Annotated in this window: 17 protein-coding genes; 6 read left to right on the forward strand and 11 right to left on the reverse strand. The window is 73.2% G+C overall.

Annotation, left to right across the window (positions count from 1 at the left end; genetic code table 11):
- Positions 1–51: 51 nt before the first annotated feature.
- Genes AB0927_RS34450 through AB0927_RS34485 form a run of 8 tightly spaced genes read right to left on the reverse strand, consistent with a single transcriptional unit; the run spans position 52 to position 8062 of the window.
- Positions 52–828, reverse strand: a complete 777-nt coding sequence (locus tag AB0927_RS34450) for an alpha/beta hydrolase (protein ID WP_366671741.1) — start codon at positions 826–828, stop codon at positions 52–54.
- Positions 822–1520: a LysR family transcriptional regulator substrate-binding protein gene (locus AB0927_RS34455; RefSeq protein WP_366671742.1), complete on the reverse strand. Its 699-nt coding sequence runs from the start codon at positions 1518–1520 to the stop codon at positions 822–824. Before AB0927_RS34455 ends, AB0927_RS34450 begins: the two co-directional genes overlap by 7 nt.
- Positions 1521–2276 carry a DUF6182 family protein gene (locus AB0927_RS34460; RefSeq protein WP_366671743.1) on the reverse strand — a complete coding sequence of 252 codons (756 nt, stop codon included), beginning with the start codon at positions 2274–2276 and terminating at the stop codon, positions 1521–1523. It abuts the gene before it with no gap.
- Positions 2273–3394 (reverse strand): hypothetical protein, encoded by a 1122-nt coding sequence (locus AB0927_RS34465; protein ID WP_366671744.1) that lies wholly within the window; start codon positions 3392–3394, stop codon positions 2273–2275. Before AB0927_RS34465 ends, AB0927_RS34460 begins: the two co-directional genes overlap by 4 nt.
- 2 nt (positions 3395–3396) lie before the next feature.
- Complete coding sequence (locus AB0927_RS34470) at positions 3397–4824, reverse strand: hypothetical protein (RefSeq protein ID WP_366671745.1); 1428 nt, start codon at positions 4822–4824, stop codon at positions 3397–3399.
- 14 nt (positions 4825–4838) lie between these two features.
- Positions 4839–5696 carry an SAM-dependent methyltransferase gene (locus tag AB0927_RS34475; protein ID WP_366671746.1) on the reverse strand — a complete coding sequence of 286 codons (858 nt, stop codon included), beginning with the start codon at positions 5694–5696 and terminating at the stop codon, positions 4839–4841.
- A 57-nt stretch (positions 5697–5753) separates the two neighbouring features.
- Entirely contained in the window at positions 5754–7436 is a 1683-nt protein-coding gene (locus AB0927_RS34480) for a GH3 auxin-responsive promoter family protein (RefSeq protein ID WP_366671747.1), read from the reverse strand.
- On the reverse strand, positions 7433–8062 hold the full coding sequence (locus tag AB0927_RS34485) for a hypothetical protein (protein ID WP_366671748.1): 630 nt from the start codon (positions 8060–8062) through the stop codon (positions 7433–7435). The genes AB0927_RS34480 and AB0927_RS34485 overlap by 4 nt, the downstream gene beginning before the upstream one ends.
- A 249-nt stretch (positions 8063–8311) precedes the next feature.
- On the opposite strand from AB0927_RS34485, the gene msrA reads away from it, so the two are divergent.
- From msrA to AB0927_RS34500, 3 genes are all read left to right on the forward strand, one after another.
- Positions 8312–8833: a peptide-methionine (S)-S-oxide reductase MsrA gene (gene msrA, locus AB0927_RS34490; protein ID WP_366671749.1), complete on the forward strand. Its 522-nt coding sequence runs from the start codon at positions 8312–8314 to the stop codon at positions 8831–8833.
- A gap of 99 nt (positions 8834–8932) precedes the next feature.
- Positions 8933–11689, forward strand: coding sequence for a LuxR C-terminal-related transcriptional regulator (locus AB0927_RS34495; protein ID WP_366671763.1), 2757 nt, complete (start codon positions 8933–8935; stop codon positions 11687–11689).
- Positions 11690–11812: 123 nt separating this feature from the next.
- Entirely contained in the window at positions 11813–12010 is a 198-nt protein-coding gene (locus AB0927_RS34500; protein ID WP_046420113.1) for a hypothetical protein, read from the forward strand.
- A 13-nt stretch (positions 12011–12023) separates the two neighbouring features.
- On the opposite strand, the gene AB0927_RS34505 is transcribed toward AB0927_RS34500, so the two are convergent.
- Positions 12024–12590, reverse strand: coding sequence for a potassium channel family protein (locus AB0927_RS34505; RefSeq protein ID WP_366671750.1), 567 nt, complete (start codon positions 12588–12590; stop codon positions 12024–12026).
- A gap of 414 nt (positions 12591–13004) precedes the next feature.
- Here AB0927_RS34505 and AB0927_RS34510 point away from each other — a divergent pair, with 414 nt between their 5' ends.
- A complete protein-coding gene (locus tag AB0927_RS34510) occupies positions 13005–13508 on the forward strand; it encodes an SHOCT domain-containing protein (RefSeq protein ID WP_366671751.1) in 504 nt (167 codons plus the stop codon).
- A 34-nt stretch (positions 13509–13542) separates the two neighbouring features.
- Positions 13543–13980, forward strand: a complete 438-nt coding sequence (locus AB0927_RS34515; RefSeq protein WP_366671752.1) for a hypothetical protein — start codon at positions 13543–13545, stop codon at positions 13978–13980.
- Between the two features lie 28 nt (positions 13981–14008).
- Here AB0927_RS34515 and AB0927_RS34520 read toward each other — a convergent pair whose 3' ends face one another.
- Both AB0927_RS34520 and AB0927_RS34525 read right to left on the reverse strand, forming a co-directional pair.
- A complete protein-coding gene (locus AB0927_RS34520; protein WP_366671753.1) occupies positions 14009–15106 on the reverse strand; it encodes an NAD(+)/NADH kinase in 1098 nt (365 codons plus the stop codon).
- A 176-nt stretch (positions 15107–15282) separates the two neighbouring features.
- Positions 15283–15477, reverse strand: coding sequence for a DUF2795 domain-containing protein (locus AB0927_RS34525; protein WP_366671754.1), 195 nt, complete (start codon positions 15475–15477; stop codon positions 15283–15285).
- Between the two features lie 172 nt (positions 15478–15649).
- Between AB0927_RS34525 and AB0927_RS34530 the strand changes: the two genes are divergently transcribed.
- Entirely contained in the window at positions 15650–15823 is a 174-nt protein-coding gene (locus tag AB0927_RS34530) for a hypothetical protein (RefSeq protein WP_366671755.1), read from the forward strand.
- The last annotated feature ends 104 nt before the right edge of the window (positions 15824–15927 follow it).

Here is a 15927-nt window from a genome sequence, read left to right on the forward strand (position 1 = left end):
GGCGTCCCTGGGCGGGTGTCAGGCACCCGGAGCGGTGAGCGGCGCGACCGGTCAGGCGTCGAGGAACTCCGCGACGAGCCGGGCCACCTCGTCGGGCGTCTCGAAGACGGACATGTGGCCGCTGTCGACCTCCTCGTAGCGGCTGTCCTTGATGGCGCGGGCCGTTTCCCGGGCGTGGGGCGCCGGCACCCAGTGGTCCCGGGCGGCGCCTATGACGAGCGTCGGCGCGGTGATGAGCGCCAACTCGCCGCTGACGTCCATCCGGGTCGCCAGGTCCATCTGTGCCCGGACGCCGTCCTCGGTGGTGATCAGCCCGATCAACTGGTCCATGGCCGCGTTCCCGGCCTCCGACAGGAACGGCCCGGAGAACACGGACAGGGCGGTGAACTGCGCGTACGCCTCGGGATCCGTGTCCGCCAGCCGCTGCCAGAGCGCCTGGAGCCGCTGCTGGCGCGGGTCGTCACCGCGGTTCCAGCAGGAGATCAGCACGAGGCGGCGCACACGTCCGGGGTGACGGGCCGCGGCGGCCGCGGCCACGAGCGCCCCGAGCGAGAATCCGACCACGTCGTACGGCCCGTCCGTGACGTCGTGTGCCGCGCCGGCCACCTGGTCCGCCAGCATCTCGACGGTGAGCGGCTCCCGCGGCAGCGGTGTGCGGCCGCTGCCGGAGAAGTCCGGTGCGATGACGGTGAACCGGTCCGTGAACCGGTCCAGCAGGTGGCCGAAGGTCGTCGCGTTGTCCGCGCCGGCGGACGGGACGAGGAGGAGCCCGGGGCCGTGACCGTGCGTTGTGTAGTGCACCGGGATTCCGTCGATGGCGGTCAGCATGGTGGTGTGGTCCTCCTGGGTCGACGGACTGCCGGATCGGGCACCGCCCCGGCTTCGGCGGCGGTCAGGAAAGCGCGGACCGGGCCGGGCAGTTCCCGCCCGCTCGGCCACGCGAGGGAGATCGGCGCGCTGGGCACGTCGTGCAGCGGGACGGCCCTGATCCGCGGCGGCAGGGCCGCCTCGACCGAGCGGAACGACACGTGCACGGCTTGCGTGGTGGTCAGCGTGTGCACCAGGGCGGGGACCGTGGTGAGAGGGTGGACGCGGCGGATCGGTGCCCCGGCCGGCGATCGCGGGGGCACGATCAGGTCCCACACGTACGACGGGAACCCCTCGGGGCGCTCGAACACCGGGTAGGCGGCCACGTCCTCGATGGACAGGGAGGCCCGGCCGGCCAGCGGATGCTCGGCGTCCATGAGGACGGCGCGCTCGTCGAAGTCGACCGGGAGGCCCACCGTGATGTCGTCCTCGCGCAGCCCGTATTTGACGATCATCACATCGACCTGGCCGGTGCGCAGCGGCCGGAACGGGTCCCGTATGTCGTAGGGCACGAGCTCGAAGTCCCGCGGATGCAGCCCGGCTCGGGCGATGACGCCGTGCGCGATGCCCGGCGTCTCGTGGATGCCCAGCCGGACGGCCGGTGCGCGACCGCCGCCGGAGACGGACGCGACGGCGTCGGGGGCGTGGGTCATTCAGAGCTCCTTGGTGAGGGCCGCGTAGGCCTGGAGGGCGTGGGGGCGGTGCGTGTCCGTCTCGGCGCGTACGGCCGCGAAGTCCCGGTCGAGCCCGGCCAGCCGGGGCACGGGCCGCAGGGTGATTCGGTCCCCTGCCCTGATCAGGCCGTCCATGACCGCTTCGACGAGCAGGTGGTTGAGGTGGACGAGGCCCTGCGCGACGGTCACCTTCGCCGTGGCGTAGTACAACTCGCGGTGGCTCGGCCGGCGCGTCGTGTCCCGGCCCTCGGCGTGCTCGGCCCGGTGCGGCACCCGCACGGTGACGGGTGGCCGCGACCGGAGCTCGCGCCCGCCGACGAAGGTCTTGAGCAGCCGCCGCAGTTTGTGGGCGTCGGCCTTCGGAAGCGGTTCGGTCCAGCCGACCGACCCCTCCGGGGCGACGTGCGCGAACCGGAACCGGTCGGTGAGGTGGAGCGGCTGGCCGGCCAGGTGCAGGGTCCGGGTGAACCCGCGCCGCCAGGCACCGGCCTGGTCGGCCGGCAGCGCCAGCGCGAAGGCGCACGTCTGGGCGGTCCAGACGGGCAGGCTGGGGGAGCGGACCACGGCGACGACCACCGAGCCCTCGTCATCGGTGTGGGCGGCGATCCGGGTCCGCGCCTCTTCCAGCTCCTGGACGGACGTCAGATCGAGGTCGGTGACGAGGTCGGGCCGGGTGGCGCGGATCCGCTCGGCGGTGACGGCGAGCAGCCGTTCGTTCGTGAGGATGTGCGTCATGGGGACACCGTGGAAAGCAGGTCGGGGGCGAGGCTGACGCGGCTTCTGGCCAGCAGGGACGACGTCAGGCGGTACGGATCGACGTACAGGTGGGAGCGCCGGTGGCGGCCCAGGTCCGCGGCCAGTCTCCCGGGTTCGGACTCCGGCTCGGACGACGACCGGTCGAGCAGCCGCTCGGCGCGTGCGCAGCACTTGGCGAGCAGGTCGTGGCGGAACGAGTCCTGGTCGCCCGGGCCGAGCGTGGCGAGGAAGTACAGGCGCATGCCCAGTCGGATCGCGGCGGCGTCGTAATCCTTGTCGAGGGCGGCCAGCAGGGCGTCGACGGTGTGGTCGTGCCACCCGCCGTGGCGCGCGGAGAGGATCTGCCCGCCGATGGGCACCCGCCCGATCGGCATGCGGCGCACCGTGGTGCCCGGTCCGCGGAGGACCTGCTCCAGCAGCCGGTAGTCCGGGTCGAGTTCCCGGTCGTACAGCAGGACGACCTCGTCGTACCGCGGCGCGAGTGCCATGAGTTCGCGCAGGGCGCACGCGAGGTAGTTGGGGCGGCCGTCAGGGGTGACGATCTGCCGCAGCGGCTGTCCCGAGCCGGTCAGGTCCAGATACACGGGGCCGCCCCAGCCGCGCTGGTCGAGGCCCTTGCCGGAGGCGACCAACCGCTCGATCATCTCCTCCAGACCGAGTTCCGGCGGCTGGTGCGTCAGGAGCCCGGGGTCGTGCAGCCCCAGCCGCGCGTAGTGTCCGGACCACAGACGGAGCACCTTGGCGCTCGCGGGATGCACCCATCCGCTCTCCACGGCCTCCATGTAGGGGCGTATGGCTTCCGCGCCGGCGCGGCGGCCCTCGGCCCGGAAACGCACGTAGAGTTCGCCGATCTCCTCCTCGGACGCGCTGGAGTAGTCCGTGTCGCCCTCGGTCCGGTCCAGGAACTCCCAGAAGCCCACGACCTGTTCGGTGGGGAAGAACGTGGTCTGGCTGTGCCGGTACGTGATCTCCGTCAGGTGCCCGGTGGCCCGGTGGAGCACGTCCGCCCAGAACAGGCCCTTCAGGTGGCTGGGGGTGAGAGGTTTCGAGGGGGTGACGGTGATCGGAGCGAGCAGCACGTTCGGCGGCGCCTCCACGCTCAGGACTCCTTCCCCGCCGCCAGGGCGGCCAGCAGTTCCTCGCGGGTCGGAGGCCGGATTCCGGGCACGGGGGCGGCCGGACGCGGGGCGGTCCGGATCCGCTCCAGCACGCGTGGGTCACTGAAGACGTCCGCGGGCCGGTCCAGGCTCATCGAGCCGCGGACCAGGCCGCGCCACACGGTACGGTCCGTCGCGGCCGCGTTCGCCACCAGGGGAAGGGGCGGGCCGCCGGGCACCACGGAGGGCAGGGGCACGGTCTCCTCGCCCGCCAGTCGGGCCCGCCACATCGCGTCACGGGCGTCGTCGTCATGCACCGACTGCTCGTACCAGGGCCGGTACAGGTCGTACGCGCTCGCCATGGCCCGCTCGCTCGACTGCTCGGCCGGCAGGCCCTCGTCGAGCAGCTCGGCCAGCGTGAAGGCGTGCCGCAGCGCGAGCGAGACGCCTCGCCCGTACAGCGGGTTGGTGCGGGCGGCGGAGTCCCCGACGGCGAACAGGCCGGCCACGGGGCGCTGTCGCGGAGTGATGACGCCGCGCACCGTGTTCGCCGGCATGCCGATGGCCTGGACACGGGTGAAGGGCTCGGCCGCCGCGGGGTCGACCCAGGGCGCGACGAACGGGGACAGCCGGCAGGCGGCCAGGAAGGCGCCGGAGTCGCGCAGCGCGGTGGTGGCCCGGTCCGCGGTGGGAACCCCGAGGGTGATGGCGAAGACGTCGCCGTCGGCCGGGTGGACGACGGCCGCGTAGTGGTCCCAGACACCGCCGGCGGCGTTGCCCCGGTTCAGCGGCCCGGGGCGGGCGCCCGGGTCGAGCAGCCTGAAGAAGCGGGTGTAGGCCCGCAGGTGGGACGGAGAGGTCTCGTCGGGCGCGACCTCGACACCCGATGCGGAGAGCCACGCGCGGGACAGCGCGGCACGGCCGGTGGCGTCGACGACGATGTCGGCGGCGATCCGTTCGCCGTCGGCGGTGACCACGCCCGTGGCGCGGCGGCCGTCCGCGGCCAGCAGCAGTCCCTGGACGGTGGTCCCGTGGCTGACGGTGACGTCCGGCCGGCCCCGCACCGCGCGGAGGAACAGCAGTTCCAGCACCGGGCGGCGCATGCCGAGGGCGACCAGGTGCTCGTCTCCCTCCTGATCGGCGGGCTCGGCGGACGGCGGGGCCACTGCCGTCATGTCCAGTAGTTGCCCGCCCTCCTCGACGGCCGCGTCGAGGAGGAACGGAGCGTGTTCGCGCAGCGTCTGGACGCCGAGCGACTGGAGGAACTGGGAGTGGCCGCTCTGTGGCACCAGCGGCCGGTCCCAGTGCTCGGCCGCCTTGCGCGAGGGGCCCTCCGGCGCCGGTGCCGCCCGGTCGAGGACCCTTACCCGCCAGCCGCGCTGGGTGAGGGCCAGGGCGGTGGCGAGCCCCGCGATGCTGCCACCGGCCACGACGGCGCTTCTGGTCAACGCCGCCTGCCGTGGATGAAGAACACGCGGCGGACGTCGACGACATCACGCGGCGGGACCGGGTCCGGCCACCGGCCGAAGTCGGCGCCCTCCTCACCGGGCTGGACGGCGCGCACGTCGAAGCCGTACTCCGCGAAGAGCGCCTCGGGCTCGTCGCTGCCGAACACCCAGGGGCACCCCCAGCCTTCGAAGATGTCCAGCAGCCCCCGCATGTGCGGCAGCGTCAGGGCGGCGGCGTTGACGAGGTCCGCGGCGATGCGGCTGCCGGGGGCGCAGAGCTCCGCGACCCGTCCGAGCATGCGGCGGCCGTCCTGCTCGGGGATGTAGTAGAGGAGGCCCTCCAGCAGCCAGGTGGAGGGCAGCTCCGGGTCGTAACCGGCGCCGACGAGCCTGGCCTCCCAGTCGTCCGCGGTGAGGTCGACGGCGACCACGCGGTGATCGACCCTCGGCTCGACGCCTCGCATCCGCTCCGCCTTGAAGTCCAGCACGGCCGGGCGGTCGACCTCGAAGTAGCGGATGTGGTCCGGCCACTCCATCCGGTAGGCGCGGGAGTCCATCCCGGCGGGCGCCAGCACGATCTGCGTCATGCCCTCTTCCCGCGCGGCTTCCTGGAGGAAGTCGTCGAAGAAGCGGGTGCGGATCGCGTTGTAGTCCGGTGTGCTGGGCAGGGTCCGCGCCGCGTCGGCGGGGAAGGTCGCCGCGCGGATCTCCGAGAGGAGCGCCGGACCGACCTCGCCCACAAGGGTGGCCGCGTAGGGGTCGTGGTAGAGACGGTCCTCGCGCAGGCTCTCGGCGGAGCGGAGAGCGGCGGTGAGCAGTGCGGTGCGCTCGACCGCGTCAGTCAGGTCTGTCATCAGGGTTCCCTTGGTTGGCTGGGGCTCACTGCCGGCGCCGGGGCCGGCCGAGGGCGGTCAGGACCGGCCGGAGGGGGCCACTCGCTCCCATTGGGCCGGGTCCTGCCTGAACAGGCGGTCCTTGACCTGGGTGGGGCGGGTGCCGCTGCCCACGGTGGCCTGCCAGTCGCGCAGGAAGGCGGTCTCCTCGGTCAGGCGCGTCTCGGGCCGGGCGAGCTTGCCGGCCTCGCGTGCCTGCCGGTAGCCGACGGACTCCCGGCGGAGGGCGGCGTCGACGTCGGTGGCGAACCGGGCGGTCTCGGTGGCGTCCCAGGGGGTGCGGGGCGCGACGGCGAACTCGTAGCGCGGGGTCCCGCCGCCGTGCTCGGACACCCGGCAGCTGACGTTGCGCAGGTGCAGGCCGGCCCCGTCCAGCGCCGCGCGCACCGCCCTCACCACCTGCGACTCCCGCAGCCGTTCACCGACCGCGTCGGAGAGGCGGCTGCGGCCCGCGTATTCCACGCGCGGGACACCGTTCACCCGGTCCACGACCCGCACCACGTCGCCCACGGTGTAGCGGTAGAAGCCGCCGACGTGGCTGTAGATCACGTGGTAGTCGCGGCCCGCTTCCAGCTCGTGGGGCAGGAGGGTCTCCGTGTCGGGCGTGAGGTCGGCGTCCGCGTCGACGAACTCGTAGAGGGAGGCCGACAACACGAGACTTCCGGCGGACCCGTGCCGGTCGAACGGCACACCGGTGGGTCCCTCCGACGCCGCCACGGGCGCGGGCAGCGCGACGACGCCGGCGCCGAACTCCTCGCGCAGCGCGGGCAGATAGAGCGAGGCGACTCCGGTGGTCCAGCAGAACAGGGCCCGCATGCGCGGCCACACATGGGAGGGGCGCACGGTGCCGAAGTAGTCGGCCAGTCGGGACAGTTCGGCGGCGCGTCCGGGGTCGGGGGCGCGGTACGGGACGCCGCCCAGCGTGCCGTCGTGGATCTCCTTGACTATGCGCGGCCACCACAGGTTCAGCTGGTACGGCAAGGACGCGATCATCGCCGGGTTGATGCCGATGACGCACCGCAGGTCGCTCTGCACGGCCATACGGAGCCGGAGGTAGATCTTCTCCAGGTGGTCGTCGGGCGCGACGTCCACCGGAAGCGTGCCCCACGGTGCGGCGGTACCCAGTTCGGCGGCGAGCGGCTCTCCGAACGCGGTCCCGAAGTCGACCTGGCTGGCGCCGACATGAGGGTGTCCGTCCGCAGTGGTGGGCGGCGCCGCGAGAGGGTCGTGCTTCAGGTTGAGGACCGCGTCGGGGCGGGCCATCACGTCGGGGAAATGCTCGATGAGCGGTGCCCACGCCGCGTAGTAGAAGGGGAAGAAGGCCGTGCGCATGAAGCGGCGGGTGACGGGGATCTTCTTGTGCGCGCCGGTACTGCCGCTGCTGGTGAAGTAGACGACGGGATCGTCCGCGGTCAGGACGTTGCTCTCACCCGCGGCCATGCGCTCGATGTAGGGGGCGTGCGCGTCGAAACCCTGGAGCGGAACGGCTCGCCGGAACTCGTCCACCGTGCGAATGCGGCCGAAGGCGTGGGCCCTGCCGAACTCGGTGTCCGCGTTGTGCGCGAGGAAGTCGGTCAGCACTTTTTGCTGCTCCCCGCGGGGGTCCGCCTGTTCGGCCAGCAACCGGTCGCGCGCGGCCCGGACCCGGGCCAGATAGTGCGCGGCGTGCTCCGGGTCGGCCCAGTTCGTTGCCCGTGTCATGCGGCGAGCACCTCCATCACGCGGTCCGCCGCGCTGACCGTGCTGGGCTGCTCCTCGATGGTCACCAATGGAAGGTGCCGCACCTCTTCCAGCATGAGTTTCTTCAGCTTCTTCTGGTAGGTGCCGAATCCGAGATGTCCGCTTCGGGTGTCAGTGGACTCCAGCGGATTGACGCCCCTTCCGGACCGCAGGCGGAGCCACGCGGACTCCGGCGACGCGTCCAGGTAGATCACCGCGCGGGGCTGCGGAAAAGAACGCCACCATGAGAAAAGCGGGTTGTCTTCCATGCCTCCCAAGCGGCACTTCGCCAGTATTTTGTAGTAATAGGAATCCATGATCAGGGACTCCTGTCCGCCGGCCGGGCTGGTGCGGTCCCGGAGGTACACCACGGCCGTCTGGAGCAGGCTGACCAGGAAATCGAAGGAATAGTCCTGGCCGAGCCTGGGTAATACGTCCTGCTCCACGTGCGCGCGTAACTGCCGGATCAGGCCGTGTTCCTCGTCGACGAACATGTCATCCGTCGACGCGAACCGAAAATCCGGGAGCCGGCGTTTCAGTTCGCCCATGACGGATGACTTACCGGAACCGTCCGGACCGAGCAGCACGTAGAAAGAGTTTTCCGACACCCTCACCCCTTCGTCTGAGCGCCTACCTGGAACGGCCTCAGACTCGCGCGCGGTGACCATCCGCGGGAAGAGCACAATGGACGCACGGACGACCAGGCCAGGGGTATATGCCCAAGCGGTGGCCCGCGCGGGTGGCAGGCGTGCGGCCGGTGGCCCCCGGCCCGTCGCGCGCGGGCGGTATTACGCTGGATGACCGCGCCACCAGCACGTCAACAGGGGTGCGGGGCCGGATGAAACAGGGAGCGACCGATGACAGCGGGAACCGAACGAGCCGTACTGGCGGGCGGTTGTTTCTGGGGCATGCAGGACCTGATCCGCAAGCAGCCCGGCGTGGTCTCCACCCGCGTCGGCTACAGCGGCGGCGACACCCCGAACGCCACCTACCGCGACCACGGCGACCACGCCGAGGCCATCGAGATCCGCTACGACCCCGCGGTCACCAGCTACCGCGACCTCCTGGAGTTCTTCTTCCAGATCCACGACCCGACCACCCGGGACCGCCAGGGCAACGACATCGGCCGCAGCTACCGCTCCGCGATCTTCTACGACGGCGAGGAGCAGCACCGCACCGCCGTCGACACCATCGCGGACGTCGAGGCGAGCGGACTGTGGCCCGGCAAGGTGGTCACGGAGGTCGAGCCGGTGGGCGACTTCTGGGAGGCGGAGCCGGAGCACCAGGACTACCTGGAGCGCTACCCCAACGGCTACACCTGCCACTTCCCGCGCCCGGACTGGAAGCTGCCGCGCCGCGCGTCGTCCACGGCGGACTGACCAGCCACCCCGTCCCGCACACCGTCTCGTGTGGCGCTCCTCCCCCCAAGGGAGATCATGGGGGGAGGAGCGGAGCGCGCTGACCGCGACCCGACGACGATGGTGGTGACCACCATGGGCGTGCCGGACGAGACCGGAGCGGACCCCCACGGGCCCGCCGATCCCTGTGGGGATCCGTTCCTGCGGACACGGTTCGCGATCCCCACCCTCCCGTTGACCTACCTGCGCCGCGAGAGGCTGCTCGGACGCCTGGACGCGGCCCCCGGCACCCCGCTGACCGTGGTCGGCGGGGCCGCCGGAGCGGGCAAGACGCTGCTGGTCGCCGACTGGGCCGCCACCCGTGGGCCCCGCGTCGCCTGGCTCACCGCGCAGATGGCCGACAAGGGCCGCGGCACCTTCTGGGCCTACCTCCTCCAGGCCCTGCGACTGGCCGGCGTGACCCTCTCCGCCGAGGTCGGCCTCCCCGCCGAGGCCGGCCGCGTGGACGACGCCCTGCTCACCCGGCTCGCCGCGGAGCTGAGTGCCCGCGAGGCACCCGTGACCGCGGTCATCGACGAGTACGACCGCGTCACCGACCCGGAGATCGCGGACCAACTGGAGTTCGTGCTGCGGCACGCGGGCACCGGTGTGCGTCTGGTCCTCGTCACCCGCACCGAGCCGCTGCTGCCGCTGCACCGCTACCGGGCGGCCGGCGCCGTCACCGAGATCCGCAACGACGACCTGGCCTTCATCCCGGAAGAGGCCGCCGACCTGCTGGCACTGCACGGCATGCGGCTGCCGCCGGACGAGGTCGCCGCCCTGCTGGCCCGCACCCGGGGCTGGGCGGCGGGGCTGCGGCTCAGCGCCCTGGCCGCACAGGGGGAGCGCGACCCGCGGTCGTACCTGAAGGAGTTCGAGGCCGACCGCACCACCATCGGCGACTACCTGATCGCCGAGGTGCTCAAGCGGCAGCGCGCCGAGACCCAGGACCTGCTGCTGCGGATCAGCGTCCTCGACCGCTTCTGCCCCGCCCTCGCCGACACGCTCACCGGGCGCGGCGACGCCGAGCCGATCCTCACCGGGCTGCACCGCGAGAACGCCTTCGTGGAGGACCTCGGTCACTCCTGGTTCCGGCTCCATCCGCTGTTCCGGGAGATCCTGCGCGCCCATCTGCGGGCCCGCCACCCCGGCCTGGAGACGGAGCTGCACCGCCGGGCGGCGGCCTGGCTACGGCACCGGGGCCCGCTCGGCGAGACCCTAGAGCACGCCGCCGCGGCGGGCGACTGGGAGGCCGCCGCCGGTGCCCTCGTCGGCGAACTCGCCCTCGGCGAACTCCTCACCGGCCCGCGCGCCGAGTCCCTGGCCGCGCTCTTCTCCGCCATGGGCCCCGAACCGCGGACGGCGGCCACCGACCTCGTCCGCGCGGCCGGCGAGCTGTCCCTCGGCGACCTCGACCGGGGCCTGCCGCACCTGCGCCGGGCCGAGCGCGAGCTGGCCCGGGAGCCGCACGGGCCGGGCCGGGGCGTCGAGGACACCCCGGCCGACCTGGCCGCCGCCCGCCTCGGCTGCACCCTCCTGCAAGCCCTCGCCGCCCGGCTGACCGGCTCTCCCGCACGGGCCGAGGCGGCCGCCCGCCGAGCCGAGGAGCTACGGCAGGAGGTCCCCGGCCCCCTGCTGGACCGGCACCCCGAACTCACCGCCCTGCTCCGCGCCCATCTCGGCGCGGCCCGCCTGTGGTCCGGACGCTTCACCCAGGCACGCGCGGCCCTGACCGCGGTGGCGGACTCCGGCCGTACGGCATCGACGGCACCGGCACCGGCGTCCGAGGTACGGCCGTCGACCGCCCAGGTCCGCGAGGAATGCCTCGCCCACCTCGCCCTGCTCGACCACCTGGACGGCCGCCCCGGCCCCGCCGAACGCAAGGCCCTCGCCGCCCTGGCCGCCGCCGGCCACGCGGGCCCGTCCCCGCTGCCCGGGGTCGGGACGGCCACCCTCGTCCTGGCCGCCGTCGCCATGGACCGCGACGAACCGGACCGCGCCGAGGCACTCCTCGGCTCGCTGACCGACGCGGCCGACGCCCGGCACCCGGCGCCCGACCCGGTGGCCCGGGCCGGGCACGCCCTGGTCACCGCGCGTCTCCTGCTCGCCCGCGGCGACACCGAGGGAGCGCTGGAGGCGGCCGACCGCACGGTCGTGGCCGACGAGCCGTCTCCCTGGGCCGAGACCCACGCGGCGCTGGTGGCCGCCGGGGCGCATCTCGCCGACGGGCGCCCGGAACTGGCCGCCAAGATGCTCACGGAACTGCCCGGCGAGGACCCGCTGTGCCTGGCGGCCGCGGCCCAGGCGGAGCTGGCCGCGGGCCGCCCCGAGCACGCCCTGGAGCTGCTCGACCGGATACGCCCGCAGCACGCCCCGGGCCCGCTGGTCACCGTGCGGACGGCCCTGGTCAGGGCACGGCTCGCCGATGTGGAGGGGGACCATGAGGCCCGGCGCCGGTTCGTGGCGCAGGCGCTGCGGGAGGCCCGGCGGGACCGGCTGCGGTGCCCCTTCCGGGAGGCGGGGCCCTGGCTGCGGCCGCTGCTCACCACCGCGCCGCTGCGTCCGCTCGCCGAGGGCTGGCTCCTGCGCGGCGCCGCCTCCCCGGACGGCACCGCAGCCGCGGCCGGACCGCTGCCGGTGGTGGTCGAGGAGCTGAGCGGCCGCGAACGCGATGTGCTGGTCCGGCTGGCCGAGATGATGTCCACCGAGGAGATCGCCGCCGACCTCTACGTCTCCGTCAACACGGTCAAGACCCACCTCAAGAGCGCCTACCGCAAGCTGGGGGTCAACCGCCGGCACGACGCCGTGCGCCGCGCCCGCGAACTGGGCCTGCTGTGACCGCGCCGGCCGACATCACCTGCGACGGGTGAGGCCGGGCGGCGGGCCGGGGCGCAGGATCGCGGAAAGGGGGCGGAAGGAGGGCCGGGTACGCCCGTCCGCGGCACGCGGGGAAGGCACCTCATGCGCTACGAGATTCGCGTCGACGGCGAGCTGACGGAGACGCTGGCCAAGGCGTTCCCCGAGCTGGACCACGTGGTGGTGTCCGGCCACACCATCCTGTTCGGCCGCGTCCTGGACGAGGCGCACCTGTACGGACTGCTGGCCCGCTGCCAGTCCCTGGGCCTGCGCGTCCTGGAGATGCGCCAGGCACCCCAGTAAGGGCTCCCCCTACCTACCGCTCCCGTCCCTTCCTGCGCAGCCCGGCCTGGACCGCCACCGCGAGCAGCCGTACGGCCACGCCCACCAGCAGCAGGCCGCACACCATCTGGCACATCACCGCCACCCGGCCCGCCTCCGAGCGCGCGGTGATGTCTCCGAACCCCACGGTGGTGAACGTGGTCAGCGTGAAGTACAGGGCGTCCGTCCTGGTCAACGGCTCACTGAAGGAGCCGGGCGTGTCGTGTTCGATGATGTGGTAGACGCTGGCGAAGACGACCAGATAGAGGCCCACCGTGGCGGCCAGCGCCTCCACCGCCTTCAGCCGGGGATGCGGGGAGTGCATGATCTGCCAGGCCTCCCGGCCGAAGACCAGCGCGACCGCGAGGAGACCGCAGACCAGCAGCAGGGCCGTCGCCGGCGCGCTGCGGGTGTCCAGCGGCACCAGGTAGTACGCGACGACGAGGCCGGTGAGGATGGCCGCCGTCCGCGCGAACGACGCGGCCGCGGCCCGGCGCTCCGCGCCTCCGTACCCGGAGCCCGGGGCGTCCCCCGGCGGGGTGCGCCCTGCTGGATCGGTCATCGCGTGTCTCTTCCGCCGCTTCGCCGCAGGCGGGCCCGCCTGCGCCCGCTCCCCACCTCAGCGCCCCGGCCTCCGGCGCGGATCACCCGCCAGGGGTGATCCCGTGCGCGCCGCCAGGAGGGACGCTGTCCGGGTGAGGTCCCCGCACAAGGCCCCGCCGGCCGGCCGGGAACGGCCTCGGGCACGCGACGGAGGAGCCATGACCTCCCTCGCGCGGTCCGGGTCCGTACGGCCCCAAGGCCCGTATCCCCGACCGGAGTCCGATCCCGGCGGGGCCGCTCCTCGGCGCGGCCCGCGCGCGGGAGCCGGCCGCCGTTCACCCGCGCAGGGTGAGGCGCCCTTCCGCTCCCCGAGCGCAGCCTGAGGACGGTGGACGACCGACTACCGGGCACGGACCCGGACGGAGGGAGCGACATGAGCGTCCAGACCTACCTCGCGTACGACTATCCGGCGCTGAGCGTCTTCTGGTCCATGCTGGTGTTCTTCCTGTGGATCATGTGGTTCGTGCTGCTCTTCCGGGTGGTCATGGACATCTTCCGCGACGACTCCCTGGGCGGCGCCGCCAAGGCCGCCTGGCTGGTGTGTGTCGTCGTGCTGCCGTTCCTGGGCGTCTTCGTCTATCTGATCGCCCGGGGCAAGGGCATGGGCCGGCGCGAGGTCGAACAGGCCCGCTCGCAGCAGCGCGCCTTCGACAGCTACATCCGCGAGACCGCCCGGAGCGGCACCTCCACCGCCGGCGAACTCGCCCGGCTGTCCGAGATGAAGGCCCGCGGCGACATCACCGAGGACGAGTTCCGCAAGGCCAAGGACATGGTGTTCGCCGCCCACGGCCCGTCCGCGGGCACCCCCGGAGGCACGGGGCCGGAATCCACCGGGTCCGGCCGTTCGGGAGCCGTTTCCTCCCCGTCCTCGCACTGACGTACCGCACACCGGAGAGACACGAGGTGGCACGATGACCGCACCCCACACGCACCAGACCACGCACGAACCCACCACCAAGGAACTGTGGGCGACCGGGCTGACCGCGTTCGCCGCCGTGATGCTGCTGCTCACCGGCCTCCTGGACATCTTCCGCGGCATCATGGGGATCGCCCGGGACGACGTCTTCCTCGCCACTCGCAACTACGTCTTCCAGTTCAACCTCACCGGTTGGGGCTGGGTGCATCTCGTCCTGGGCGCCGTCGCCGTCGTCGTCGGCCTGGGGCTCATGCGGGTGTCGACCTGGGCGCGGGCGGCCGGTGTGGTCATCGCCGCGCTGATCATCATCGCCAACTTCCTGTCCCTGCCGTACTCCCCGGTCTGGTCGATCGTGATGATCGCCCTCGCCGGCTTCTCCATCTGGGCGCTGTGCGTGGTGCGCAAGGACAGGGGCCAGGGGCTGTTCGACTGAACCGTGCGCGCCGGGCGCACCGACCGGGTCACGCCTCGGGGGGCGTACCTCCGGGAGGGGGACCGGCTGTGATGCCCGGTGTGCCCGGCAGGGCCAGGTGGGCGAGGTCGCCCGGGGGCGGCGAGGTCACCGGCCACAGCGGGGCGGCCCGGCCGTCGGCGAGCGCGGCCGGCGCGTCGGTGAGGTTCATACGCTCGCGCAGCCGGCCGTAGAAGTCCATCGGGCCCAGCCGGACCACCTTCAGCCGCCGGGGCGCGGCGTACACACCGATCCAGTCCCCGGGGCTCAGCACCCCGCGCAACTGGCCGTCGATGCTGACCGCGGCCTGGCCCGAGCGTTCCAGCACCCGCAGCGCGACGGGCTCGTCCGGGGCGGCCACGACCGAGCGGTTGAACACCATGTGCGGGGCCACCGGCGTGAAGACCAGCGCCTCCGAGCGGGGCGAGACCACCGGACCCCCGGCGGCGAAGCTGTACGCCGTGGAGCCCGTGGGCGTGGCCACCAGCAGCGCGTCCGCCGAGTAGCAGGCGAGCAGCCGGCCCGCCAGATACACCGCGACCGACACCTGCCGGTCCCGGGCCAGCTTCTCCAGGACGATGTCGTTGAGCGCGGTGACGTTCAGCGCGACGCCCCAGTCGCCGCCCGCCTCGCAGTCCACGCGCACCCGGGGCGGCGGCAGCATCGGCCCGCGCCCGTACTCGATCAGAGCCTCCATCCGGGCGGGCACCTCCAGCCGGCACGACGCCCGCATGGTGAGCAGCATCCGGCGCTCGACGGTGATCCGCTCCTCGCGCACGGCGTCCAGGGCCGCCCGTACGGCGGGAGCCGGCACCTCGGTCAGGAAGCCGAGCCGCCCGAGGTCCACGCCGAGCACCAGGGCGTCGTTCTCCGCCGCGATCCGGGCCCCGCGAAGGAAGGTGCCGTCGCCGCCGAGCGTGACGATCAGGTCGGGATCGCCCGCCGCGTCGACCTCGGCCCGCGCGCTGTGCCGGGCGCCCTCCTGCCACACGTCGATGTCGGTGCACGCCACCGCGTGCTCCTCGCACCACTCGCGCACCGTCCGCGCGGCCGCCCGCGCCTCGGCACGCCCGCCGTGCACGACCAGGCCGACCCGGTTCACCGTCATGCCCGCCATCGTCGCCGGGGACGCCACGGCCCCCGCGCGCGCCACGCCGCCGGACGGCACCGGGTACCCCGCCCACGGCACGGCATCGGCGCCACACACGACAGGGCGCGCGGGGCACGGGGCCTGTGCCCCGCTCCCCGCGCGCCCACCGCGTGACGCACGGTCACCCGGTTCGGTCACTCCTGCCGGAACACGGCCTTGCTGACCTCGGCCGGGTTCTCGAAGGTGCGCTTCCCGAGGTGGGAGATGCGCTCCGTGACCTCCTTGGGCGCGTGATTGTGCTCCGCGACCTTCCGCAACTGATCGGAATCGGCCGGGTACTCCGCGCCGTTCAGGGCTTTCTGCAGATCCGGGGGCCTGATACCCGCCATGGCTCCTCCAGGCGGTGAGGGGGTTCCGTTCGACCGGCGCCGCATGCTGCGCCGGACCGCCCAGGTACCCATCCCCGGCCCGTTGGATTCATCCCGCCGCCCGGTCTTGACGGGCACCGCGGACGGGTACCCGAGCCGGGTCGGACAACTACGGATGGCCGGGGAGGCCCAGATGAGCGAGTACACGACCCCTTCCCAGGCCGAGGGCGAACGCGAGCCGGACGAGGCGGGGGCGGCACAGCCGACCCGCACCACCCCCTCCCAGGCGGAGGGCCCGGCCGACGACAGCCCGGAGCAGGACGTCCAGCAGGACGTGGGACAGGACGCGGGGGAGGGCGGCGACTGACCGCAACCATCAAAAGGCACGCAGTCACGAGATACAGCAAGCTGCATCCGACGCTCCCACGGCTTGTAGGCACACGGTTTCAGGTACTATTTCACCCCCCTCCC

The organism is Streptomyces sp. NPDC048106 (assembly GCF_040706415.1).
Classification (GTDB): domain Bacteria; phylum Actinomycetota; class Actinomycetes; order Streptomycetales; family Streptomycetaceae; genus Streptomyces.